Source organism: Pseudarthrobacter sp. NamB4 (assembly GCF_005796185.1).
Classification (GTDB): domain Bacteria; phylum Actinomycetota; class Actinomycetes; order Actinomycetales; family Micrococcaceae; genus Arthrobacter.
Map to the genome: position 1 here is coordinate 54,363 of NZ_VAHM01000010.1, position 24,272 is coordinate 78,634.

The following is a 24,272-nucleotide window of genomic DNA, read 5'->3' on the forward strand; positions in this document are numbered from 1 at the left end:
GGGGGGTACATCGAAGGGAGCCGGGGCAGGAAAGTAGTCCGGGTTTTGGGTTGCAGCTTTGGTGGGCGCAGGACAGTCGCGGAGTTTATCGGGGGCTCCACGAATGGAGGGCGCAGTCAGGGCCCGGACCTCCGTGGAGTGCCTGCGGGTGCCGGGGGCTCTGCCGGGGCTGCCTGGCTGGCTGCCGTTGTTCAGCGCCATCCCGGGCTACGGAGCCGGGGCCGCCCTAGTGGGCTTGAGGTGTCCGGCGTATCCTGTTCACGCCAAGGCACGTCCACCGAACCTGAGAGGGGAACGTCAATGACCATCCCGCCAGTGCACGAGCCCGAGCCGTTTCCGCCTGAACCGGGCCCGGACCAGCCGGATCCCACACATCCGGGCCACCCCGGTCCGCCTGCTCCGAATCCTTTCCCTACGCCTGAGCCGCCCGGCCCGTTGCCGGTACCGGATCCCGGCCCGGCACCGCTTCGCCCGGACCCGACCAGGAGCTGATACACCCGCGCTGAGGCGCCTTTTGCATGCCGCAAAGGGCCCCTCAGGCGTGCTTGCGGAAGCACCAAAAAAGTCCGGAAAATCCCCGCTGGAACCCCTTGCGGATCTCCTTCTCGAGTGCTAAAAAATCTATATCAGCCAATACAGATCGGCTGATACCAAAAACAAGTGTTGGACCGTCTCTTACGAGGAGGGAAAGCCATGTTGATGCGAACCGATCCGTTCCGCGAGCTGGACAGGCTGGCCCAGCAGGTCCTCGGCACGGCGGCGCGCCCGGCAGCGATGCCAATGGACGCGTGGCGGGAGGACCAGGAATTTGTAGTCGCCTTTGATCTGCCCGGTGTCGCACTGGATTCTGTGAATCTGGATGTGGAACGGAACGTCCTGACGGTACGGGCCGAGCGCCCCGAACCTGCAGGCAAGGACACCGAATTGATCGCCTCCGAGCGGCCGCGCGGCGTATTCAGCCGCCAGCTGATCCTCGGGGACACCCTGGATGCTGAGAATGTGAAGGCTACGTACGACGCCGGTGTCCTGACGCTGCGGATTCCTGTCGCCGAAAAGGCCAAGCCGCGCAAGATCGAAATTGAGACGAAGGGGGCAAAGCAGGAGATTGCCGCCTAGTTTCAACACAGGATCGGGACGTCGGGCATTTGCTGACTGCCTCTAGGGCGGATCGCCAAGTATGCACGCCACAGCGCCTATGGCGCACCGGCAGCCTACACCCGCACTTCCCGATATGGCGGCCCCCGGCTTCGGCCGGGGGTCGTCTCATGTCCGGGAAGTTATCGGAGGAGCTAGGTGTTCAGCTCCAGCATCAGGGCCGGCAGCTCGTCGGCGAGTTCGCGGGCGAGGAAGCCAAGGGGTCCCAGCCGGCTGGCCAGCCTGTCCGCAGCTGCCGCATGAAGGTGGCTTCCCCAGCACGCGGCCTGCACGTCGCTGGTTCCCCTGGCTCGAAGGCCTGCGATTGCGCCGGCGAGGACATCACCGCTGCCGGACGTTCCAAGACCGCCGTATCCCGTGGTGATCTTCCATAGTTCGGGCTCTTCCGGATCATTACCGGGAGGGCGCGCGATCAGGCCCTGGCAGCTCACCACGGCGTCGAAACGCTTGGCAACCGTGGCAACATCCGCCTCCAGGTCCTCCACGTCCCGGCCCAGCAGTACCGCAGTCTCCTTGGGATTAGGCGTCAGGATCAGCCGGCCCCGCCAGGGGTCCAGTTGGTCCTCCAGCTTCACCAGTCCGCCGAGCGCGTAGGCGTCAAGGACGACGGCGGCACGGCCTTCACCGTCCGGCCCGCCGGAAGGTTCCTCCCGCTCCAGCAGGGCCCGCAGCAACCCCTCGGCCAGGCGGGGATCGTCGAGGCCCGGGCCCACCAAAACCGCATCGGCCCGGTCCAGGTACTTGGAAATCCGGTCCAGCCCTTCGCCGCTCACGGACCCGTCAGCCGTCTCGGGCAGTGCCATGGCCCCGCACTCGGGCAGCGCAACCCCAACCTGTACAGCTACGGACTCGGCGACGGCCAGCGTCAGCTTCCCGGCACCTGCGCGCAGTGCTGCGGTGCCGGCGAGCAGGGCAGCGCCGGGTGTGCCCCGGGCTCCACCGATCACCAGGACCGAGCCGCGTGAGTACTTGTCCTCGCCCGCAGCCGGCAGCGGCCAGTCGCGCAGCAGCGACGGCGTTACCAGCGTTGCTTCGTCAGCCTTACCGGGGGTGGACACTGGTGTCCCCGCCGTGCTCGGTCACTGTGACGCCCTGCTCGGTCAGATGGTCGGCCACATTGAAGCTCTCCAGCGTCCAAGGACCTTCGCCGGCTGGCCGGACGTACCGGGTCAAGGATGCGTTCAGCACCGAGGTGCTGGCGGCCAGGTCCAGGACCTCCTTTTCGCTCAGCCCTTCGAGCACATACCGGAACAGCATGATCACGGCGTCGTGGCAGACCAGCATCACCCGGTGTCCAGTGCCGAGGTTGTTCAGCTCGGCCAGGACAGAGCGCAGCCGCAGTGCAACGTCTGCCCACGATTCGCCGCCCGGAGGCCGGTAGTACAGCTTCCCGAGCCACTCACGGCGTTCCACCTCCTCGGGGAAACGTTTCTCCACGCCCAGCCGGGTAAGCCGGTCCAGGATGCCGAGCTCGCGGTCCCGCAACCGTTCATCGGTACGTACCTTCACCGGCCAGCCCGCCGCCTCCACGGCAATTTCCGCCGTCTGCAGTGCCCGGGCGTAGGGCGAGGAAACCACGGTGTCCGGCCGGAACTCTTCGGCGATCCGGGCCAGCGCCATGCCCAGGGCTTTTGCCTGCTCCTGTCCCGTGCCGGAAAGGTTCACGTCAGCGTCACGGGCCGGCACTGCGATTACCTCCGCCCCCGTCTGCCGCGCCTCCGTGGCCGCGACGTTGCCTTCGCTCTCACCATGGCGGATCAGCAGGAGCTCCACCGCCCCGGCTTCCTGGACAGCCTCTGTCAGCTGTTCCTCTTTCACAAGAATCACCCCGTCCGCGTGCCGTGCCGAATGCAGGAACACTACCACCGGCGTACCCATGGAGCGCCGGCAGTAAACGCGGGGCAGCAGTCATGAACTACGGCGGTGCGCACCGGCCGGCGCCAGGGGCCGCCGCGGGTGCTACCGCTCCGGTGTCAGCACCCTGGAGAACACCGTGGTGCCGTTCGCGTTTCGGAGGCTGGCCGTGAAACTGTTGTCTTCGCCCAGCTGGACGTGCCCGAAGAACTGGTTTTCGCCGTCGCGCGGTGATTCGCCGGGGAACCGGCCGGCTTTGGAGAACACCACCTCGGGCCCGAAGGTGCCGTCCATCGCGTTGGGTCCGAAGGACCCGGCAGCGATGGGGCCGGCCACGAACTCCCAGAACGGGTCGAAGTCAGTGAATGCTGCCCGCTCGGGCGAGTAGTGGTGGGCTGCGCAGTAATGCACGTCGGCGGTCAGCCAAACGACGTTTTTTACCCGTTTCCGCTTGAAAGCGCTCAGCACCCCGGCGATCTCCAGCTCCCGGCCCAGGGGTGCGCCGGGATCCCGGTTGGCCAGGCTTTCCTGGTTCATGGGGCCGTCGGGCACGATGATGCCCAGCGGCAGGTCCGCGGCGATCACCTTCCACGTGGCCTTCGACGCCGACACCTCCCGGATCAGCCAGTCCACCTGTTCCTGCCCCAAAATGCTGGTGGCATAGGCCTCCTTGCCGTCGGTGTTGGGTGACTTGAAAGTTCGCATGTCCAGGCAGAAGATGTCCAGCTGCGGGCCGCGGGAAATCTTCCGGTAGATGCGTGCCGGCTGGTACTGGCCGGCGTCGTTGAAAGTACCGGGCCGCCACATTGCGGCACCCTCAGCGATCGGCATGTACTCCTGCCACGCCTGCCGGCCGCGCGCGGCCAGGGTGTTGACGTCACGGACCGTGTAGCGGGGGTCGTCCAGGATCTCGCCGGGGTACCAGTTGTTGGTGGTCTCGTGGTCGTCCCAGTTTGCGATCACGGGGACGTCCGCGAACATGGCCCGCATGTTGGCGTCCATCAGGTTGTAACGGTGCCTGCCGCGGTACTCATCGAGCGTCTCCGCTACTTTGGAGACCTCCTCTGTGACCAGGTTCCGCCACACCTGCCCGTCCTTCTCCATCACCGTTTCGGCCAGCGGCCCGTCCGCGTACACGGTGTCGCCGGAGTGGATGAAGAAGTCCGGGCGGGTCTGGTGCATGGCCCGGTAGCCGCGCATCCCGCCGATTTCCTCGTTGATGCCCCAGCCCTGGCCCGCCGTGTCGCCGGTCCACACGAAGCTTTGGGCGGACGACGCCGGGACCTCGCCTCCGTTGCTCGTCTCGCCGGTGCGGCCCTTGCCGTTGTAGGTCCCGGCGCCGGGAGCGGTGCGGAAGGTGCCACGGGCCGTCTCGCCCCCCGCGCCGCCGTCGTCCTCGAAGCTGATCTCCAGCGCGAACCGCGTGTTGGACGGCAGGTTGCCGGCGTGGATCTTGGCCGTGAAGTCGGACGCCTGGGTGGCGCGTGGCCCGCGGAGGACCCGCTCGAAGGCACCGCGCCCGCGCAGGATGCCGCCGCCGTCGTCCACTGCCCGCAGCACCGCCGTCATCCGGCCAGCTCCTGAGGATCGGGACCACAGCACTGCCGAATCCGAGGTCACGTCCCCGGTGGCGATGCCGCTGGGCAGCGTGAGCCGGTTCCGGACCAGTGCGACGCCGGCCGGGGATTTTGCGGTCGTGGCGTTCGCGGCGGCAGGGACGGAGGCCAGGGCGGCGGCGAGGACGGAACCCTTGACGATGGTGCGGCGGGAAATGAAGGCCCGGGAGGAATCAGTCATGGCGTCAGGCTTCCGCACCCCGGCGCACGGATCGTTGCCCTTGAATGAACGGCCGGTGAGCCCGGATTGAACAACCGGGACTATGGCCTGGCGAACTCGCCGATCCGCCCCTCCCGGAGGGCCGCACCTACGGCGTCAATACCGCCGTAATCCGGGAACAGGACGGACTGCCCCGCCACGAATCCTGAGCCCGCCGTCGGCAGGGTCATGGTGCCGATCGCGTTCGCGTCCAGGTTGCGCAGGCTGTAGGCAAGGATGGCGGCCTGAGCCAGATCGAAGCCCTTGTTTACTGTCAGGCAGCAGGAGGCGAGATTCACCAGCCCGCGGACGGCGTTGACGTCGTTCAGTGCCCCGCCGGCCGTCAGCCTGGCCAGGATCGCCTTGAGCAGGATCTGCTGGTTGCGCACCCGCTGGAAATCGCCGTCCGAGAAGGCGTAGCGCTCGCGGGAGAATTCCAGCGCCGCCTGCCCGTCCAGATGATTAACGCCGGGCGTGAAGATGTGCCCTGTGTCGTGCGTGGACTGGAACGGGATGGGCACGTTCACATCAATTCCGCCCAGTGCGTCGGTAAGGAGCTTGAGTCCGCCGAAGTCCAGCATCAGGGAGTGGTCGATAGTGATCCCCAGCAGTGACTGGACGGTGGCCACCTGCAGGTCAATCCCGCCGTACTGCAGGGCAGCGTTGATCTTTCCGCCGCCGAACCCCGGGATGTCCACCCACGTGTCGCGGTTGATCGAGATGATGTACAGGGTCCGCCGGTCGGCGGGCACGTGGACCACCATCAGCGCGTCGGCCCGGTGGTCCGACGCTTGGCCGGTGGCTGCGGTGTGGGCTGCTGCATCCTTCGCGACGCCGCGCATGTCGCTGCCGATCACCAGCACATTCATGGGCACCGCGGGGTGTTCCGGGATCGGTTCCGGAGGGGGCGGGGGAGCCGGGGCCGGGGGAGGTGGAGGTGTCTCTGAAGGCATTCCTGACGGCGAGGGCGACGATGATTCGCTCTGTGTGGCAGTGGGCCGCGCCCCGGTGCCGGAACGGTTCAGGCTGACCACGGCGACGACGGCGGCCGCCACCAGGACCAGCGCGAGCAGTGCGGCTATCCAGCGGCGGCGGCCGTGGGCCACCATGCTCTGCGGGCCGGCCTCAGGGCCGGATGGGTCGGAACCGCCAGGGGTGCTCACTGGACCTTCACCTCATCGTGCTGGGCGGAAGTTGCGTTGGTGGGATCAGTTTCCGCCCGCGAGCCCCTTACTGGCTACGAACTTGTCCAAACTGTCATCTGCCAACGCTGCGGAAATGCCGGCGATGGAGCTGTAATCCGGCAGCACAATCGATTGGCCGTCGGCAGACGTTCCTGTGCCAAGGGTGGGAAGGGTGAACATCTTCATGTCCTCGCCCCGGACGTCCCGCAGCTCCAGCCCCAGCCGGGCCAGGGTCGCCGCGTCCAGCCCGCTGTCCACGGCGACATAGGGAGCCATGGAACTGATGACGTTGTGGACCTTCACCGGATTAAGGAGCGTTTCCCTGCTGAGGTTCTTGGCGATCAATGCCTGCAGGAAAGCCTGCTGGTTTCGCACCCGCTGGTAGTCGCCGTCCGCATATGCGTAGCGTTCGCGGACGAAGTCAAGGGCCTTCCCGCCGTCCAGGACTGCGGGGCCTTTGGTGTAGGAGCGGCCGCTGTGCGGCGACTTGAACGGCTGGGTGATGTTCACTTCCACCCCGCCCAGGGCGTCCGTCATTCCCACGAATCCCTCGAAGTCGATCATGGCAACGTGGTCGATCCGCTGGTTGAACAGCGATTCAACCGTCTGTACCATCAGCGGCACGCCGCCGTAGGCTAGGGCCGCATTGATCTTGGCCTGGCCGTTGCCGGGGATGTCCACCCACAGGTCACGCATCAGAGAGATGGAATAGACATTGGACCGGTCCGCGGGGATGTGAACCAGCATCAGGGTGTCTGCGCGCTGGTTCGAATTGCCGCCTGACACTGCTTCCTCCGTTGTAGCGCCGCGGCTGTCGCTGCCCATCACCAGGATGTTCAGGGCGCCGCCGGCACCGGCATTCCGGCTGCCTTCCGCCGCTCCGGCACCTGGCGCGGCATCAGGCCCGCTTCCGGTTGCCCCGCCGGCTTCTCCCGGCACGGCGCCCGCCCCCTGGCGCTGTGGCCTGGTGGATTCGGGCGGGAACGGATTGTCGATGGTGGTGGTCTTGGAGTCGTAGATCTGTCCCAGGCTGAAAAGGTAGGCGCCCACGGAGGCAGGGATGAGGATCGCCACGGCCAGGAATACCAGCAGGACGTTCCGCAGGGTACGGCGTTTGCGCGGTTTCGCCGGGCCGGAAGAGCCGGTCGGCTGGCTGCCTGGATGCTTCAGCTGGGTGCTCATTCCGGAAAATTAGCACCGGCAAAAATGCTTCACATCGGGGGAATCCGCAGAAAAACCGCAGAGTATTCCACGGATAAAATTGTGACGGCGGGCGGCCGGTCAGGCGGGTGCGTTCAGGCGCGCATGGCGAAGGATGGAGACGATCGCCGGCGCCAGCTGGTCTTCCATCTGCCTGTATACCTCGGGGGCGCGGCGGTAGGGGTCCACGATGTCGTTGTCGGCCGGGTCGCCGGCCAGGGCGAGGTGACGCACCCCTGCCGCGCGTGCAGGCAGGCTCTTCCAGAAGGCGGTGTTGGCAGCGAGCCGCCCGCCGCCGTCGTAATTCCCGTCCAGGCCGTTGCCTGCTGAGGCTGCTGCCCGCTGGTCCAGGACATCCAGCATCCGGGCAAACTCGCGGATGGTGAAGGTCCGCTTGAGGAGGGTCGCGTCCAGCTGCAGTACTTCGCCGCGGTGCCCCGCGGTCATGGTGAGTACGAGGTCCACCCCGCGCAGGATCTTCGAATTCAGCTGGCGGGCGGCGAAGTTTTCCGGGTCCCCGCCGAAGGTCCGCACGATGTCTGCTGAGATAGGCTGCATGGGCTCGCCCACCAGGGCCCGGGTCCCTGCGCTGGTGACCTCGAAGCCGCCCGGCACCACCTGGTCGAGCCCCGCCTGCAGCAGCCTCTCGGCCACCGGCGACCGGCAGATGTTACCGGTGCACACGGTCAGGATTCTTACTGGTTCGGATGTATCCAAGGGGAGCGTCTCTTTCCAACCGGTGCCCGCGGCCCGTCCGGCCCGCGAACTTTCAACTTAACACGCATACCCCCGACGCTCTCTCACTTGATGCGGCTTTTTCGCCAACGCTCTCTCACTAGAGGTGGCTTTTTGCGGGATGCTCTCTCACCTCCCGGCGGCAGGCGAGAGAGCATCGGCCGATTTGGCACGGTAGGTGAGAGAGGGTTGGCCGGTTTGGCACTTTAAGTGAGAGAGCGTCCGGCGGGAGGGTCAGAGCGCCGGCAGCATCTCCTTCATCTGGGCGATCTCGGCTTCCTGCGCAGTGATGATGTCCCGGGCGAGCTGGATGCTCTCCGGGTGTTTGCCGGCGCCGATTTCCTGCTGCGCCATGTCCACGGCCCCTTCATGGTGCCCGATCATGTGCTCCAGGAAGAGCCGCACTGCTTCCGTTCCCTGCGCCTCCTTCAGCTTCTCCATGCCCTGGGAGTCAACCATGCCGCCCATCCCGTGCCCGGAATGGTCCCTCATCATGGTGGGCACGTTCCACTCTTCAAGCCAGCCGGTCATCAGCTCGATTTCCGGCGCCTGCGCGTCCTTGATCTTGCTGGCCAGGGCGGTGACGTCCGCGGGCATGTCCGGCTTGGCCAGGATCAGGTCGCTCATCTCCACGGCCTGTGCGTGGTGCGGAATCATCATCTGCGAAAACATGATGTCCGCCTGGTTATGGTCGGCGCTGGCATCGGGCATCGTGCTGGACATCGCACTGGGGCTGCCGTGATTCGAGCCGTGCATGGTGTTCCCGCCCGAGCTTCCGGAATCGGCAGCGCAGCCCGCGAGGCCGAGCGAGGCTGCCAGGGCAGCAGCGATGGACAGGGTCTTGATCTTCGTGTTCATTTTTGGTGGTCCTTCAGGAAAGTAGGTGAACTGGGCCGTTCTACAGCGCGGATCAGCCGCGCGGCGCAGTCCGTTTACGTTCGACTGATGGACAGCTCACCCGGAGTTGGGCTTAACGGAATAAAGGAGTAACCGGAGGTTCTCTGCGTGCCGCCCGCATGCTCGAGATGTGCGGCCAGGGTAGCCGGGGGCGGGACGGCGGCGAGCGGGCCGGTCTTGCCCAGGGGGATGCAGGAGGCGCCGGCCTCCTGCACATCAGGGCAGCCGGTGCCACAGGACGCAGACGCTATGGAGGGCTCGGCTGCACTGCCTGGAGCAGCAATGTGCCCGGCATGGGAATGCCCGACGGCGGTCTGCCCCGCCGGGTGCGCTTCACTGGCCGGTGCCGCAGCAGGCGCCCCAACTCCGGCATGCCCTGCATGGGACGAATGCCCTGCCGTCATGACGTGCATCCCGAAGATCCCCGCCACGATGGTGAGGACCGCAGCCAGCAGCCCCGCCCGGAGGAGGGCTGCCGACAGGACGCGGACACGTGCGGTCATGCTGTTCCCTCCTTCGAGCGGGGCTTGAGCGGGTTCCGTAGTCTCAACGTACCTCGGACGGGTTCAGTTTCACTCGCCGCAGCAGCTGTGCGTTCAGGGCCACCACGATAGTGGACGCGGACATCAGGACCGCGCCGGCTGCCGGCGAGAGCACTACCCCGGCGAACGCGAGGATGCCGGCGGCCAGCGGCACGGACAGTACGTTGTAGCCCGTGGCCCATAGCAGGTTCTGCCACATTTTGCGGTAGCTGGCGCGGGACAGGTCCACCATGGACAGCACGGCGCGGGGGTCGTTCCCGGCGAGCACCACGCCGGCGGACTCCATGGCGACGTCGGTGCCGGCGCCGATCGCGATGCCCACCTCGGCCCGGGCCAGGGCCGGCGAATCGTTGACGCCGTCGCCCACCATGGCCACCTTCAGGCCGCGAACCTGGAGCTCGGCCACCTTCTTGTCCTTGTCCGCCGGCAGGACTTCGGCGAACACCTCGTCGATTTTCAGGTCAGCGGCTACGGCCTGGGCCACCTGCCGGGCGTCGCCGGTGATCATGCCTACCTTGACGCCCCGGTTCTGCAGGGCCCCCACGGCCTGGCGCGACTCCGCACGCACCGCGTCCTCCAGACTGACTGCCCCCAGTACGCGGCCGCCGCCGTCAATCACATGCAGTACGGCAGCGCCGCGCTTCATCCATGCTCCCGTGGACTCCGCCAGGGCGGAAGGCTCGACGGCGCCCAGCTTGCGCAGCAGCGCAGGCCCGCCGACGTGGAACTTCCGTCCGTCCACGGTGGCCCGGACGCCGCGGCCCGTGAGCGAGGTGAACTCCGATGCCGCCGGTACGGCAAGGTTCCGTTCCCGGGCTGCCCGGACGATGGCCCGCGCCACGGGGTGCTCGCTGTCCGATTCGACGGCGGCGGCCAGGGCCAGCAGGCTGTCAGTGTCAACGCCTTCGGCTGCGGCCACATCCTTCAGCTCGGGCTCGCCTTTGGTAAGCGTGCCGGTCTTGTCGAACAGGACCACGTCGATGGTCCGCATCCGCTCGAGCGCCATCCGGTTCTTGATCAGCACCCCGGCGCGGGCGGCCTGCTCGGTGGAGATGGCGATGACCAGCGGGATGGCCAGGCCCAGGGCGTGCGGGCAGGCAATGACCAGCACCGTGACGGTGCGGGTGACGGCCTCCGGGACGCTGCCCAGCAGGGTCCACGTGATGAAGGTGAGCACGCCGACTCCGGCGGCGAAGTAGAACAGGAAGGCTGCAGCGCGGTCAGCCAGTGCCTGGGCCCGAGAGGATGATGCCTGTGCCTCCGCCACCAGCCGCTGGATCCCGGCAAGGGCAGTGTCCTCGCCCACCGCCGTGACCCGTACCCGGACGCTGGTGTCCGTGGCGACCGTTCCGGCGACCACCGTGTCCCCTGGGCCGCGTGGAACGGTCTTGGATTCGCCGCTGATCATCGACTCGTCAAACTCGGCCTGCCCTTCCACCACGGTTCCGTCGGCCGGCATCCGGGCGCCGGAGCGCACCAGGACCAGGTCGTCGGGGCGGAGTGCGGAGACGGGAACAGTTTCAGTGCCGGTGTCCGTAATGCGTTCTGCTTCGTCGGGGAGCAGGGCGGCGAGGGCGTCCAGGGCACCTTGGGCCGAGCCCAGGGCGCGCATCTCAATCCAGTGGCCCAGCAGCATGATGGCCACCAGCAGCGCCAGCTCCCACCAGAAGTCCAGGTCGAAGTCACCGATGCCAAGGCTGGTGACCCAGGACGCAGCGAACGCCACGGTGATGGCCATGGCGATCAGCAGCATCATGCCGGGCCGGCGGTCCTTCACTTCCTGCAGGCCGCCCTTGAGGAAGGGCTGGCCGCCGTACAGGAAAATGACGGTGCCCAGGACCGGCGGGATCCAGGCTGAGCCGGGGAACACCGGTGCAATGTAGCCCAGGATGTGGCCCACCATGGGGCTGAAGTAGACCACGGGGACGGACAGCGCCAGCGTCAGCCAGAACCTGTTCTTGAACATCGCCGTGCTGTGCCCGGCGTGCTGGCCGTGGGTGTGGACGGTGTGGTCGTCATCATGGCGGGCGGTGGACTCGTCACCGTGATGCCCGGGGCCATGATGCCCGGGATGCTGGTGCACGCCGTGCCCGGGGTGTCCGGCGCCGGCTGAAGCTGTATCCGCTGCGGTGACTGTCCCGCCTGACTGGCGGCCGTCGTCGTGATGCGTATCGTGGTGGTGCTGGTGGTCTTGCATGGGATCCTCCTCGGAGGACGGCGCGGACGGGTGGGCCCGGGCGCGGAAGTCAGTTGGAAGCCAGGGAATACCCGGCCGAGGTGACAGCCTGCCGGATGGCGGCGTCTGTGACGGAGCCGGCAACAGTGAGGCCGGAACGGCCGCCCGGTACGAGGTCAACGCATGCCGACTCGACGCCGTCAAGGGCGGAGACGGCCTTCTCGACGGTCTGGACGCAGTGCCCGCAGGTCAACCCCTCGACGGCAAAGGTACGCTGGGCGGCGGCACCGGCGTCGGAATGTACGACGGCGGCCTGCACCTCAGGTGCGTGGCCGGAGGGAGCGCAGCAGCTGCAGCCGGCGCTGGAAGCGAGGGGGAGGGTGGTCCGGTTTTCAGTGTCGAACATGTCAGTTTCCATTCCTGGGGAGGGACGATTCCTGGGAGAAGCGTGCTGGGGTTGAACGGCTGTGTAGGCGGTGGGCACCGGCCGGGACATACCACTTCACTGACAACACCTCGAATATACCCCCAGGGGGTATATTCGTCAAGCCCTCCCGCCACACTCCCTTGCCCCTGGCTTAGGAAGGGGGAGCCCCGCCACTATCCCGGAACACCTGCGCCCACCATAATTAAGAAAGTGCGCCTGGTGCCTACCGGCCCGCGGACGTGTCGACGCTACATGGAGGTGGCCCAGTGACAGAGCTGACCGGCCCATACACCTATTCCAGTGCGCTGGGGGACAGCCAGTGCACCGCTGGCACTTTCCATGCGGATTTGAGCACGTGGAAAATCCATTGGTCTGACGGCATGTTCCAGCTGCACGGATACGAGCGGGGCGAGGTGGTTCCCACCCTTGAGCTGCTGTTCGCCCATAAGCATCCGGAGGACCGGCCGCGCTGCGAGGAAATCGTTGCGCAGGTCACCCGTACCGGCGGCTACTTCTGCATGTACCACCGGATTATCGACGCCCGGGGGAGGACCCGGCGGGTTTTGACCTCCGGGGACGCGATCATGGACGGGGACAAGGTCATCGCATTGGACGGGGTGATGATCGACCTCACCTCCACCCTCCAGCGCGAGACAGAGCAGACGGCGCGGGCGGCCGTCGAGGGGGCCACCTCCACCCGGGGCGTCATCGACCAGGCGCGCGGCATCCTGATGGGCCAGCTGAAGATGGGCTCGGAGGATGCCTTCCAGATGCTGGTGAGCACCAGCAGCCACCGGAACGTCAAGCTGGTGGTGGTGGCCGCCGAGCTCGTACAGCTGGCCAACTCAGCGGAATCCCGCAGCTACCTGGATACGGCCGTGAAGGCCATCCAGATGGAGGGGAGACCATCCCAACGCCGCCGGGCCGTCTAGGAATTGCCGGGGTTAGTGATGCTCCACTCAGCACGCCAGGATGGTGGTGGACAGCTGGTACGCCAGGGCGTTGGGGCTGATGCCGTCCGGACCCAGGCTCTCGGGCAGCCCTGAAGCGTCCACCTGCAGCACGAAGCTGTCCTTTTGGAAGACCGCTGTACCGCCGGCCGTCTCGTAGGCGGGGAATCCCAGGTTTGCAGCCCCTTGATTGGCGTTGCATGGACCGCCAATGCCTGCATGGCGTCGAAGTACATCAGTGCCGTGGCCTGGTCCGCTGCTTCCCTGACGAAGATTTCCAGGGCGCCCTCGTCCAGGTGGTAGATGCAGGTGAATGTGCTGTCTGCCCAGCTGTTGACGGTATGCGGGTCCTCCCCGAGGTCCAGGATGTCTGTCAGCCGGTCCATCGGCTGGTCCCCGCACACCATCTTAGCGGCTTCGCTGGGGCCATCGGGGCTGGGCCGTGGATCAGCCGGAGGCACCGCCGTGGTGCCCGCCGTGGCTGTCCTCTGTGGAAGACACCGCGGACGACGGCGGGGCCCCGGCAGGTGCGGACGCCCCGGAAGTAGTTCCCGACGGCGGCGCTGGGGCCGTCCCCACGGACCCCGCCGCCGCAGCGCAGCCGGAAAGCAGCAGGGAGGAGAGTGCCAGGGAGGCCAGCAGCGGAATGCGGTATGTCATGGCTCTTCCGTCCTGGCCGCTCCAGTTCACGGGTACGCGGCCGCTTGAATGGGCAGTGTGTATCGTCGCCGGGAGCAGGTCAGCCTTTATGCTTGGCAGCGGAAGTGGAAGCGGAAGCGGAAGGTGCGGTGCCGGCGTCGGACGTTCCGGAACTGCCGCACCCGGCCAGGGGCAGCAGGAGCAGAAGCCCGGCCGCCGCGGAGGCCGGCAGGCCCCCGCGGCGGCCAGATCTCATGTTTGTCACTGGCCAGTCAGTTCAAGTCTTAGGCTGCTGAGCCGGCGGTGCGGCGGCGGACCAGGTAGGTACTCCCGGCTGCTGCTGCCAGCACCAGCCCGCCCCCAAGGGCGAGGGCTCCGGCGTCAGTCCCGCCGTTCTCCTGGGCAACTCCGGTGTCGGCTCCACCAGCAGGCATCTTCATCTGCCCGGCCGTCAAGGTGCCGCACAGGGCAGGCGAGGTGGCGGCCAGCGGAAGCTCCGGAACCAGATCGGACTTCGCAGCCTGGCCTGCCGGACTGAGCGTTGCGGGATCAAGGCCGTGGACAACAACCACTGCGGTGCCTGCCTGGAGGGCGGCCTTGGTCTCGGCGTTCAGCTCGAACGTGCGGTCAACGGTGTAGCTGGCACCCTGTCCGGCAACCTTGAGGTCCAGCCCGGCAGCAGGGCTGGTGTCACCGCTGGTGGAGAGGGTGGTGACAATGCCGCCGTAACCCGGCGCGCCCTCGGTGGTGGAGATGACCTGGTCACCGTCCTTGTCAGCGGAGGGGGCCGGGCAGACGCCCTGCGCGCCGCCATGGATGTGTTGGACGTGTGGGTACGGGGCGTCCATGAAGGTCGGGGCCAGGCCGGAGACCTTCAGGACGGCGTGGGCCTGGTTGCCAGTGACATCCACAGTGATGGTGCCGGTGGCCGAGCTGCCGTTGATCTGGCCCAGCGTCGACTGGTAGTGGTCGGCACCATCGTGGGCCATTGCGGGGGCGCCGGAAAGGGCAAGGGCGCCCAGGGCGAGTGTGGGTACGGCAAGGAAGCGAAGTGTCTTGTTCATCGGAAAGCAGTCTCCTCATACACGTGACGTTCGTCCCGGATGAGGGACATCAGTGCTTCGGAGCGAAGGCTGTTAAGGATGGTAAAAAGTGAAATGGGGCACAGCGGATGGCCCTTTGTCGGACTATTGCCGGCTCCGGCGGCGGGAAGCGCCACCTGTAAGATGGTCAAAGGTGCGCCGGGAAGTCTGGTCGGCATAGTTTTGTCGACCCCACAGCCAGGAGCCCTTATGAACCAGAGTTCACCTTCCCTCCCGCCGTCGAATTCCCGGAAGTCCGCGGTGTTTTCACGCGGCAGCTACGCGGAAGCCCTTCGGATTGGGGAAATCCTCCGGAAGGAAACGGTGGGCGGCGCCCTGCTGGTGGCTGCAGCCGTGATCGCCCTCATCTGGGCCAACTCGCCGGCGTCGGACAGCTACTTTGCCCTCCGCGACTTCAAGGTGGGTTATGAACCCTGGCACCTCGAACTGAGCCTTGGCGCCTGGGCGGCGGACGGACTGCTGGCCATCTTCTTCTTCCTGGTGGGGCTGGAGCTCAAGCGTGAGTTCGTGGCCGGGGACCTTCGGCAAATCAACAAGTCCATAGTTCCGGTTGCCGCAGCGGCAGGCGGCGTGGTGGTTCCGGCATTGATCTACGCGGCGATCAACTTCGCCAGCCCGGAAACCCTGCGCGGCTGGGCCATTCCTACCGCCACGGATATAGCCTTTGCCGTGGCAGTGCTTGCCATCATCGGCTCCCACCTGCCCAGCGCGCTGCGGATCTTCCTGCTGACGCTGGCCGTGGTGGACGACCTCATCGCCATCACCATCATCGCGTTCTTCTACACCAGCGACCTCCACGTCACGCCGCTGCTCCTGGCCCTCATTCCGCTGGCCATCTACGCCTTCCTGGCCCACAAGTACCGCCACTTCTTTGGCATGAAAGCGCCGGCCGCCTGGGTCATCCTGCTGCCGCTCGGTGTGGTCACTTGGGCATTGGTCCACGCCTCCGGCATCCACGCAACCGTCGCCGGCGTGCTGCTGGGCTTCGCCGTTCCCGTGATCCGCTCGCAGGCCGCGGGGGGACCCGAAGCGGGACCAGGGCTGGCTGAAATTTTCGAACACAGGTTCCGGCCCATCTCCGCCGGCATCGCGGTGCCTATCTTCGCCTTTTTCTCGGCAGGCGTGGCCGTGGGCGGCTGGGAGGGGCTGGGCTCTGCCCTGACGGATCCCGTGGCCCTGGGCATCATCGCTGGCCTGGTCCTGGGCAAACCGATCGGCATCCTCGGGACAACCTGGATCCTGACCAAGGCCACCAGGGCTGAGCTGGACAGGTCCTTCAAATGGATTGACGTGTTCGGCGTGGCGCTGCTGGCCGGCATCGGCTTCACGGTGTCCCTGCTGGTGGCCGAGCTGAGCTTCGGCCAGGGCAGCCTGCACGATGACCATGCCAAGGTGGGCATCCTGGCGGCGTCCGTACTCGCGGCGCTGCTGGCCGCTGCCGTGCTGACCACCAGGAACCGCCAGTACCGGGCCACGGAAGAGCTGGAGAAGGTGGACGCGGACCAGGATGGTGTCCCGGACGTCTATCAGGACAGAACCTAAAGCAGCGCCAACAGCAAAGCGGGGCCACTTCTTCCCTGTTCCGAGTAATCGGATGGGCGAGAAGGGCCCCGCCTTGGTTAAGCCGTGTGCCGTGCTGCTAGCGGCGCACTGACCTCCGGCGGCCAACGACTGCCTCGGCGGTGCCTATCAGGAGCACCGCGGCGATGACAGCAACGATGAAGCCCAGGAAGTTCAGTTCGAAAATGTCCCCCGTGCCCAGGAGGGACGCCACCACTCCGCCGATGACCGAGCCAACGAGGCCCAGCAGGAGGGTGGCCAGCAAGCCAAGGTTCTGCTTGCCCGGCTTGATGAGGCGGGCCAGTGCGCCGATGATCAGGCCGGCAACGATGAAACCAATCACGGTGTGCTCCTTAATGGTGGTGACCGGGCTGGGCCCGGACTGCCGCGGGGTGCCGCAATGGGTCTATTGTAAGCATGCTTATTGTCGTGCCGGTGCCGTGTCCAAGAGCTCAGGCGGTGGCCAGCGGTTTGGCTGGCTGCTCCGCGTGCCGGATTTCCAGGGCTTCCGGATCCAGCAGCTTCCGCGCGCCGGTCCTCGCGTCCAGGATCCAGAACAGTTCAAGGTGCGGAACCACGTCCGTCACCCGCCCGCGGTGGAAAAGCTTGCCGTTGTGCCAAGCCTCGATCTGGTCGCCGATCCGAAGCTGGTCCGTGCGGATTCCTTGTGCCTCCATGATGTGCCTCCTGCTGTTGTATCCCCGTATGCACATCATGCCGGGGCCAGGTTGCTGAATTGTTTCAATAAAGTATTTTTCCTGTGACCTCATGGCTTACGGTAGCCGCGGCAGAAGCACGACGGCGGGCGGCAGCCTTGGGATCAGGCAGCGGCCTCGCGGCGCGCGGCGTCCACTGCCTCCTGGATGCCGCCGGTCCAGGGTTCGCCGTGGCCTGGCAGGACCAGGGAGGCGCCGGTCTGCGCAAGCTGCGTCAGCGTCTCCAGGTTCTGCCTGCTGTCCATGGTGGCTGCTCCGGCAACAATCCGCGGACCCCTCCGGCCGGTGTACGGGTCGAGCGTTACCAGGGCGTCGCCGCTGAACAGCACGCCGCGGTCCCGCAGGTAGAGGCCACAATGGCCGGCCGTATGGCCGGGAGAAAACACCACTTCCGGAGAACCCGGCACCGGAAGCGAACCGGTTTGGCCAGCTTTCTGGGGAAACATGCTCAGCCCGTCCACCCCCCGCACGCGAAGCGCCCCGGCGGCGGCCATCCGGGCAAGAACGGGCAATCCGCCGGGATGCGCCAGTGAAAAGACGAAGCGGGATTTTTCGTGCCGGTAGCGGTAGGGGTGGCGGGCGATGAAGGAATCCCCGGCGTGCACCCAGACCGGCACCCCGAACTGGGTGTGCAGCCGGTGCGCCAGGCCAAGGTGGTCGAAGTGTGCGTGCGTCAGGACCAGGGCCTTGATGTCGTCCAGGGAGTGCCCCAGTCCGCGGAGCGCGGCGTCCAGGGTCTTCCACGATGCCGGCAGCCCGGAGTCCACCAGGGTCAGCCCGTCATTGCTCTCCACGAGGTAGAAGTTGACGTACGCCTCGGAGACGCGGTGGACGCCGTCGGCCACTGTGGTGAACGCAGCCCGGCGCTGCTCTGCCTGCGTCATGTCCGCCCCGCAACCCGCCGGGCCACCGCCCGTACCGCCGCAACTGCCCCGAGCCCCGCCAGCACCCAGGGGCCGCCCACCACAATCGGATCGATCCACTGGTGGTTGACGTCAGCCCGTTTGCTGCCGAACCTTGAACGCAGGCCGTGCCTGGCAGGCTCACTGAGGACTCCGGTTTCCGTGACCGGGTTGTCCGGACTCAGGGTGGCGAAGGATCGGAGGTGGTGTTCCCACGCGTTCACCCGGTCCGCGGCAATCAGCAGCAGCCAGTGCGCCGCCCGCCCCTCGCTGTACTTGTAGGCGTACTTCCGGATGGCCCCGGAAACGCCCGCAGGCGGAGTGGAGGTGCCGAAAACGGGAGTCACGAAAGCGTGCTCAATCGACTTCTCGCGGGGCCAGGACTCGGGCTGTCGCTCCGGAAAATCCCAGTGCGCGCCGGTCTGGATGCCCGGCTGTTCGCGCGGAAACGAGGGCCGGTCTGCGGGGTCGAGGTCCACGCCCCACCCGGGGATCCTGGCGCGCAGCGTCTCCGGCGATTCCATCGGAGTACGCTTTTCCGCGATGTACGGGGTAGGTGCTTCAGTCATGATGGCCTTCCCTTTCACGACGCGCTGGAAACAATGAGGGGCTTGATGCAGTCATCAAGCTTCGCGGAGAACATGTGGTACCCCTCAGCGATGTGCTCCAGCGGGATGCGGTGGGTCACGATGTCGCTGGGCTTCAGGTATCCGTTCCGGATGTGCTCGAACAGCCGCGGCCACTGGCGCTTCACCGGGCACTGGTTCATCCGCAGCGTCAGGCCCTTGTTGACGGCGTCACCGAATTTCACGGCGCTGAAAATTGGCCCGTACGCGCCCACCACGGACACCGTGCCGCCCTTCCGCACGGAGTCAATGGCCCAGTTCAGGGCCACCGCCGACCCGCCCTGCAGTTTCATCTTGGTACCGGTCACCTGCTGGAGGAAGTTGCCGTCCGCTTCGGCGCCCACAGCATCAATCACGACGTCGGCGCCCAGGTAGTCGGTTGCTTTCTTCAGGTGCACCACAATGTCGTCGTACTCGGCGAAGTTGTACGTCTCCGCGTGGGCAAAGCTCCTGGCCTTTTCGAGGCGGTACTCGAGGTGGTCGATCACGATCACCCGCCCGGCGCCCATAAGCCACGCGGACTTGGCGGCGAACAGGCCCACCGGCCCGGCGCCGAACACCACCACGGTGTCACCCTCAACGATGTCGCCCAGTTGGGCGCCGAAGTAGCCGGTGGGCAGCGCATCGGTGAGCAGCACCGCGTCCTCTTCGTCCATCCAGTCCGGAATCTTTGAAGGCCCCACGTCCGCGAAGGGGACCCGAACGAATTCCGCCTGGCCGCCGTCGTAACCCCCGCAGGTGTGGGAGTAACCGTAGATGCCGCCCACGGCCGTCGCGTTCGGGTTTACGTTGTGGCAGTTGGAGAACAGGCCGCGCGAGCAGAACCAGCACGAGCCGCAGTACACGTTGAACGGGACCATCACCCGGTCACCCACCGCCAGGTTCTGCACGGATAAGCCAACCTCATGGACCACGCCCACGAACTCGTGCCCGAACGTCATTCCCACCCGGGTGTCCGGCATCATGCCGTGATAGAGGTGCAGGTCGGAGCCGCAGATCGCCCCGGTGGTAACCCGGACGATCGCGTCGTTGGGGTGTTCAATCCTGGGGATATCTTTTTCTTCGACCCTGATCTTGTACGGGCCGCGGTAAACCATCGCTCGCATGTATGCCGCCTTGTGGTTTCGCTGACGGTGCAGGTCCGTTGTGTGCAGGAACCGCCCCTTTGCTTGAGGCCCACCGCCAGCCCTACGCTTCCATCTCCCACTGCCGGGGTCAAGGGTTCGGCCCCTGCGTCGACAAGAGGGGAGGCCGCGATGGTTAGGGCGTCCGACGGCGGGTAGGGACAAAGGTGACAGGGTCACCAAGCAAGGGGGGAGCGGAAGCATGTCCCGGGAAAACCAACCGGCACACGGCGCCTCGCGCGCCGGAACTCCGGACGTGGTCGGCCCACCGGCTGCGGCGCCGGCTTTCCTGTTCGGCATGGGTGTGGGCGGCTTTGTGGACGGGATTGTCCTGCACCAGCTGCTGCAGTGGCACCACATGCTCAGCCACACCGTCAGCGGGAACACCAGGACGGTGCCTGGACTGGAGCTGAACACTCTGGCAGACGGCCTGTTCCACAGCGCCATGTGGGTGCTGGTGGTGGCTGCTGCTGCTCTGGCGATCCGCGCCCGGCAGCAGGGCAGGCTGTCCCCAAGCTGGGGCTTCCACGGCGGCCTGGCACTGGCGGGCTGGGGGGTCTTCAACATCGTTGAGGGATTGGTCAATCACCAGTTGCTGCAGATCCACCACGTGCGGGATGACCTTGGCGGGCCGCTGGCCTGGGATCTCGGCTTCCTGGCCTTCAGCGCGGTGCTGGTGGCAGTCGGATGGTTTTTGTACCGGCACGGCAAACGTCTGGAAAAACCGTCATCCATGGGTCAGGATAGTAAGCATGCTGATTAAATTGGCAGCCGGAACGGATCAGTTCCACCCAATCCCCATGTGAGCTCGAGAGGACATACTCATGGTTTTCTTTCACAAGCAGGAACTTCAGTACAAAGCCACCCCGGACAAGCCGGACGCCGTTTACGCCCGTAAGCTGCAGGAGGTGCTGGGCGGCCAGTACGGCGAAATCACCGTAGCCATGCAGTACTCCTTCCAGGCCTGGAACGCCCACATGCCGGGCAAGTACCGGGACATGCTCTTCGGCATCGGAGCGGAGGAATTCGGCCATGTGGAGATGCTGGCCACCATGATCGCCCAGCTGTTGGAAAAGGCACCGCTCGGCATCACCGAGGACGCCGTCCAGTCCGATCCCACCGTGGCAGCCATCGTGGGCGGGACGGACGTTCAGTCGGCCATCGTGGCAGGCGCCGGCGTCCGCCCCGTGGACAGCAACGGCAACCCCTGGCAGGGCAGCTACATCACCGCCAGCGGCAACATGCTCGCCGATTTCTGGGCCAACGCGAACGCGGAGATGCAGGGCCGGCTGCAGGTTGCCCGGCTCTACCACATGACCGATGACCACGGCATCCGGGACATGCTCTCCTTCCTGCTCGCGAGGGACACCATGCATCAGAACCAGTGGATCGCCGCAGCCAAGGAGCTTCAGGAAGAAGGTAAGGAGAACTTCCCGGTTCCCAGCAACTTCCCGCTCAGCAAGGAGATGCGCGACGTCGCCTACCAGTACCGGAACTTCTCCGACGGCCAGGCAGCGGCGGAAGGCTCCTGGGCGAAGGGCCCCAGCCCGGACGGACTGGGCGAGTTCAGCTACGTTGCAGAGCCGGACTCCACCGTGCCCATGCCGCCGCCCACACACCCCGACTCCCGCTTTTACGGCACCACCGAACTGCCCAACACCATGGAGAAAGCAGCCGGCACCATCCAGGACAAGCTGCACAAGGAGTAACAGGCTGCACGAGGAGTAGTCCGGACCGCGTCCTGCGACGCGCAAACCCGTCCGCGACCCGCACAATCGCTGGCGCACCCACAATTTCCGCTGCGCCAGCGAATTCGGGCGTCGGAATGTATTTCCTGTGTCGGAGAACCAACGACGACGGCCCCCGCCTAAGCGGGGGCCGTCGTCGGAAGTTCTCCTGCGTGGAGCGCTACTCGTTGGGGTTCGGGGAACGCACGTCCTTCTCGCCGATGTCGGCAGCACCCAGGACGCCGGCGGCAGGGCTGTGTGCCGGCGGGTGCATGCGCACGCTGAGCTCCGGGTGGTGCAGGTCCAGGGCAGGACGCTCGGAGCGGATGCGGGGGAGCGAGGTGAAGTTGTGCCGTGGCGGCGGGCAGGACGTGGCCCACTCAAGGGAAGCGCCGAAGCCCCACGGGTCATCCACCGTGACCTTCTTGCCGGTGCGCCACGTGATGTAGACGTTCCAGAAGAACGGGATCAGCGAGATCCCCAGCAGGTAGGAACCGACGGTGGAGAACTGGTTCAGCGGGGTGAAACCGTCCTCCGGCATGTAGTCAGCGTACCGGCGGGGCATTCCCATTACGCCCAGCCAGTGCTGGACCAGGAAGGTTGCGTGGAAGCCCAGGAAGAGCAGCCAGAAGTGGATCTTGCCCAAGCGCTCGTTGAGCATGGTTCCTGTGAACTTGGGCCACCAGAAGTAGAACCCGGCGAACATTGCGAACACTACGGTGCCGAACACCACGTAGTGGAAGTGCGCCACCACGAAGTAGGTGTCGGAGACATGGAAATCCATGGGCGGCGAGGCCAGGATGATGCCGGTCAGGCCGCCGAAGAGGAATGTGGCCAGGAACCCGATGCTCCACAGCATCGGCGTTTCAAAGGTCAGTGACCCGCCCCACATGGTGCCGATCCAGTTGAAGAACTTCACGCCCGTGGGCACTGCGATCAGCATGGTCATGAAGGCGAAGAACGGCAGGAACACTGCGCCGGTGACGTACATGTGGTGCGCCCACACCGTCACGGACAGGGCGGCGATGGCGATCGTGGCGTACACAATGCCCTTGTAACCGAACAGCGGCTTGCGGCTGAACACCGGGAAGATCTCGGACACGATGCCGAAGAACGGCAGGGCGATGATGTACACCTCGGGGTGGCCGAAGAACCAGAACAGGTGCTGCCACAGGATGGCACCGCCGTTGGCTGGATCGAAGATATGGGCGCCGAACTTTCTGTCAGCCCCGAGCGCGAACAGTGCGGCGGCCAGCGGCGGGAAGGCCATGAGCACCAGGATTGCGGTGACCAGGGTGTTCCAGGTGAAGATCGGCATCCGCCACATGGTGAGCCCGGGGGCGCGCATGCAGATGATGGTGGTGATGAAGTTGACGGCACCCAGGATGGTACCGAAGCCGGAAAGCGCGAGGCCGAAGACCCAGAGGTCACCGCCCACGCCGGGGGTGAAGGTGGTGTTGGACAGCGGCGCGTAGGCGAACCAGCCAAAGGACGCTGCGCCCTGCGGGGTGATGAAGCCGGACACGGCGATGGTGGAGCCGAACAGGAAGAACCAGAAGGCCAAGGCGTTCAGGCGGGGAAACGCGACGTCTGGAGCGCCGATCTGCAGCGGCATGATCACGTTCGCGAACCCGGCGAAGAGCGGGGTGGCGAACATCAGCAGCATCATGGTGCCGTGCATGGTGAACAGCTGGTTGTACTGCTCCTTGGTCTGCAGGATCTGCATTCCCGGTTCAAACAGCTCGGCGCGGATGAGCAGCGCCATCACGCCTGCCAGGACGAAGAAGAAGAACGAGGAAATCAGGTACATGTACCCGATGGTCTTGTGGTCGGTGGAGGTGATCCAGTTGACCACTATGGTGCCCTTGGACCGCCTGACCGTGGATGGTGCCGCGGTTGCCGACGTCACTCCCGTGTGCTGGGTGGCCGTCATTATGGTTCCGTCCTTTGCTGTGCCGCTTCAAGTGCCGGCTTTTCCGGGTTCCGGTCGTATTGGTCGCCGAGGATTCCTGTGTTTCCGCGGGCCCGCAGTTCGGCAATGCGGTTGTCGTACTCCTGCTGGGTTACCACACGGACCTTGAAGAGCATCTCGGAGTGGTACTCACCGCAGAGTTCGGCGCATTTGCCGGTGAATTCCCCCGTGCGTGTGGGGGTGATGTTGATGTATCTGTCGAACTGGTTGTCGCCGGGGTACATGTCCCGTTTCTGCAAGAACTCCACCACCCAGAAAGAATGCTGGACATCGCGGGAGTTGACCTGAATTTCTACTTTCTTGTCCACCGGCAGGTACAGGGTGGGCAACCGGTCCGGCGCACCGAAATTGCCGTCCAGGCGGGCCTGCTGCCCGGGATCCTCGTGGACGTCTTCCTTGACGTAGTTGAAGTCCCACGACCATTGCTTGCCGCGGACATCGATCACCACGTCCGGGTCGGGGTAGCGGGCATCGATGGCCCGCTGGTCCCGGTCAGTGAACACGAAAAGGACGCCCACGATCATGAGCGGGACGGAGAGGTAGAAGACTTCCAGCGGCAGGTTGTAGCTCATCTGTGCCGGAAACCCGACAGTATTCTTCCTCCGCCGGTAGGCCACGATCACCCAGATCATCAGTCCCCACGTGATCACGCCGATGATGAGCGCGGCGATCCAGGAATTGACCCACAGGTCGGTGATCAGGGGCGTCTTATCGGTGGTGTCCCGCTCACCGGGGAGCCAGCCGCGCTGCACCTCCGCGCTGCAGGACGTTGTGGCCAGTAAGAGGCCAAGGGCGGAGAATGCGGTTGCCCGCCGCCGCCATCTTGAATTGCGTCGAACTGTGGCCACCTAAAAACCCCTCCGGTACGTCCAGAGGCCCTCTGCATGAGCCCGCACCTCCGCGTTTCCGCGGGAGGCTTGTGTGCCCACCCTAGCGCGGGCAGGATTCTGACGGAAGGGGACATGCTG

At 65.9% G+C, this 24,272-nt stretch carries 24 protein-coding genes; 5 read left to right on the forward strand and 19 right to left on the reverse strand.

Annotated elements, in window-relative coordinates:
* The first annotated feature begins 693 nt into the window (after positions 1–693).
* Positions 694–1,116: an Hsp20/alpha crystallin family protein gene (locus FDW81_RS11055; RefSeq protein ID WP_138134240.1), complete on the forward strand. Its 423-nt coding sequence runs from the start codon at positions 694–696 to the stop codon at positions 1,114–1,116.
* A gap of 173 nt (positions 1,117–1,289) precedes the next feature.
* Here the strand turns inward: FDW81_RS11055 and FDW81_RS11060 are convergent, their stop codons facing one another.
* The 10 genes from FDW81_RS11060 to FDW81_RS11105 form a co-directional block, all read right to left on the reverse strand.
* A complete protein-coding gene (locus FDW81_RS11060) occupies positions 1,290–2,213 on the reverse strand; it encodes an NAD(P)H-hydrate dehydratase (protein WP_138134241.1) in 924 nt (307 codons plus the stop codon).
* Positions 2,197–2,982 carry a histidine phosphatase family protein gene (locus tag FDW81_RS11065; protein WP_138134242.1) on the reverse strand — a complete coding sequence of 262 codons (786 nt, stop codon included), beginning with the start codon at positions 2,980–2,982 and terminating at the stop codon, positions 2,197–2,199. Before FDW81_RS11065 ends, FDW81_RS11060 begins: the two co-directional genes overlap by 17 nt.
* A gap of 132 nt (positions 2,983–3,114) precedes the next feature.
* Complete coding sequence (locus tag FDW81_RS11070) at positions 3,115–4,806, reverse strand: alkaline phosphatase (RefSeq protein ID WP_138134243.1); 1,692 nt, start codon at positions 4,804–4,806, stop codon at positions 3,115–3,117.
* Positions 4,807–4,886: 80 nt separating this feature from the next.
* Positions 4,887–5,987 (reverse strand): LCP family protein, encoded by a 1,101-nt coding sequence (locus FDW81_RS11075; protein ID WP_240720185.1) that lies wholly within the window; start codon positions 5,985–5,987, stop codon positions 4,887–4,889.
* A 45-nt stretch (positions 5,988–6,032) separates the two neighbouring features.
* Positions 6,033–7,190, reverse strand: coding sequence for an LCP family protein (locus tag FDW81_RS11080; RefSeq protein WP_138134244.1), 1,158 nt, complete (start codon positions 7,188–7,190; stop codon positions 6,033–6,035).
* A gap of 99 nt (positions 7,191–7,289) precedes the next feature.
* Positions 7,290–7,925, reverse strand: a complete 636-nt coding sequence (locus FDW81_RS11085) for a low molecular weight phosphatase family protein (protein WP_138134245.1) — start codon at positions 7,923–7,925, stop codon at positions 7,290–7,292.
* 252 nt (positions 7,926–8,177) lie between these two features.
* Entirely contained in the window at positions 8,178–8,801 is a 624-nt protein-coding gene (locus tag FDW81_RS11090; protein ID WP_138134246.1) for a DUF305 domain-containing protein, read from the reverse strand.
* A 74-nt stretch (positions 8,802–8,875) separates the two neighbouring features.
* Positions 8,876–9,343, reverse strand: a complete 468-nt coding sequence (locus FDW81_RS11095; RefSeq protein ID WP_138134247.1) for a hypothetical protein — start codon at positions 9,341–9,343, stop codon at positions 8,876–8,878.
* Positions 9,344–9,386: 43 nt separating this feature from the next.
* Positions 9,387–11,579, reverse strand: coding sequence for a heavy metal translocating P-type ATPase (locus FDW81_RS11100; RefSeq protein WP_138134248.1), 2,193 nt, complete (start codon positions 11,577–11,579; stop codon positions 9,387–9,389).
* 49 nt (positions 11,580–11,628) lie between these two features.
* Positions 11,629–11,964, reverse strand: a complete 336-nt coding sequence (locus tag FDW81_RS11105) for a heavy-metal-associated domain-containing protein (RefSeq protein WP_138134249.1) — start codon at positions 11,962–11,964, stop codon at positions 11,629–11,631.
* Between the two features lie 368 nt (positions 11,965–12,332).
* Here FDW81_RS11105 and FDW81_RS11110 point away from each other — a divergent pair, with 368 nt between their 5' ends.
* Complete coding sequence (locus FDW81_RS11110; protein WP_240720187.1) at positions 12,333–12,917, forward strand: PAS and ANTAR domain-containing protein; 585 nt, start codon at positions 12,333–12,335, stop codon at positions 12,915–12,917.
* A gap of 465 nt (positions 12,918–13,382) precedes the next feature.
* On the opposite strand, the gene FDW81_RS18475 is transcribed toward FDW81_RS11110, so the two are convergent.
* Both FDW81_RS18475 and FDW81_RS11120 read right to left on the reverse strand, forming a co-directional pair.
* The gene (locus tag FDW81_RS18475; RefSeq protein ID WP_240720189.1) at positions 13,383–13,595 is read right to left on the reverse strand and encodes a hypothetical protein; all 213 of its coding nucleotides are present in this window, start codon (positions 13,593–13,595) and stop codon (positions 13,383–13,385) included.
* A gap of 263 nt (positions 13,596–13,858) precedes the next feature.
* Positions 13,859–14,638 carry a CHRD domain-containing protein gene (locus FDW81_RS11120; RefSeq protein ID WP_138134251.1) on the reverse strand — a complete coding sequence of 260 codons (780 nt, stop codon included), beginning with the start codon at positions 14,636–14,638 and terminating at the stop codon, positions 13,859–13,861.
* Between the two features lie 228 nt (positions 14,639–14,866).
* On the opposite strand from FDW81_RS11120, the gene nhaA reads away from it, so the two are divergent.
* On the forward strand, positions 14,867–16,219 hold the full coding sequence (gene nhaA, locus FDW81_RS11125; protein WP_138134252.1) for a Na+/H+ antiporter NhaA: 1,353 nt from the start codon (positions 14,867–14,869) through the stop codon (positions 16,217–16,219).
* A gap of 97 nt (positions 16,220–16,316) precedes the next feature.
* Here nhaA and FDW81_RS11130 read toward each other — a convergent pair whose 3' ends face one another.
* The 5 genes from FDW81_RS11130 to FDW81_RS11150 all read right to left on the reverse strand — a co-directional run bounded on the left by FDW81_RS11130 (position 16,317) and on the right by FDW81_RS11150 (position 19,587).
* Positions 16,317–16,580, reverse strand: a complete 264-nt coding sequence (locus FDW81_RS11130) for a GlsB/YeaQ/YmgE family stress response membrane protein (RefSeq protein ID WP_138134253.1) — start codon at positions 16,578–16,580, stop codon at positions 16,317–16,319.
* A gap of 109 nt (positions 16,581–16,689) precedes the next feature.
* Positions 16,690–16,914, reverse strand: coding sequence for a hypothetical protein (locus FDW81_RS11135; protein ID WP_138134254.1), 225 nt, complete (start codon positions 16,912–16,914; stop codon positions 16,690–16,692).
* A gap of 143 nt (positions 16,915–17,057) precedes the next feature.
* On the reverse strand, positions 17,058–17,837 hold the full coding sequence (locus tag FDW81_RS11140; RefSeq protein WP_138134255.1) for an MBL fold metallo-hydrolase: 780 nt from the start codon (positions 17,835–17,837) through the stop codon (positions 17,058–17,060).
* A complete protein-coding gene (locus FDW81_RS11145; protein WP_138134256.1) occupies positions 17,834–18,424 on the reverse strand; it encodes a hypothetical protein in 591 nt (196 codons plus the stop codon). The genes FDW81_RS11140 and FDW81_RS11145 overlap by 4 nt, the downstream gene beginning before the upstream one ends.
* A gap of 14 nt (positions 18,425–18,438) precedes the next feature.
* Positions 18,439–19,587 carry a zinc-dependent alcohol dehydrogenase gene (locus FDW81_RS11150; protein ID WP_138134257.1) on the reverse strand — a complete coding sequence of 383 codons (1,149 nt, stop codon included), beginning with the start codon at positions 19,585–19,587 and terminating at the stop codon, positions 18,439–18,441.
* 220 nt (positions 19,588–19,807) lie between these two features.
* Here FDW81_RS11150 and FDW81_RS11155 point away from each other — a divergent pair, with 220 nt between their 5' ends.
* Together FDW81_RS11155 and FDW81_RS11160 are read left to right on the forward strand one after the other, a co-directional pair.
* On the forward strand, positions 19,808–20,368 hold the full coding sequence (locus FDW81_RS11155; protein WP_138134258.1) for a DUF2243 domain-containing protein: 561 nt from the start codon (positions 19,808–19,810) through the stop codon (positions 20,366–20,368).
* A 61-nt stretch (positions 20,369–20,429) separates the two neighbouring features.
* Positions 20,430–21,314, forward strand: a complete 885-nt coding sequence (locus FDW81_RS11160; RefSeq protein WP_138134259.1) for a manganese catalase family protein — start codon at positions 20,430–20,432, stop codon at positions 21,312–21,314.
* Between the two features lie 199 nt (positions 21,315–21,513).
* Here the strand turns inward: FDW81_RS11160 and ctaD are convergent, their stop codons facing one another.
* Together ctaD and FDW81_RS11170 are read right to left on the reverse strand one after the other, a co-directional pair.
* Positions 21,514–23,265 (reverse strand): cytochrome c oxidase subunit I, encoded by a 1,752-nt coding sequence (ctaD, locus tag FDW81_RS11165; RefSeq protein ID WP_138134260.1) that lies wholly within the window; start codon positions 23,263–23,265, stop codon positions 21,514–21,516.
* Positions 23,265–24,152 (reverse strand): cytochrome c oxidase subunit II, encoded by an 888-nt coding sequence (locus tag FDW81_RS11170; protein ID WP_138134261.1) that lies wholly within the window; start codon positions 24,150–24,152, stop codon positions 23,265–23,267. Before FDW81_RS11170 ends, ctaD begins: the two co-directional genes overlap by 1 nt.
* Positions 24,153–24,272 lie beyond the last annotated feature (120 nt).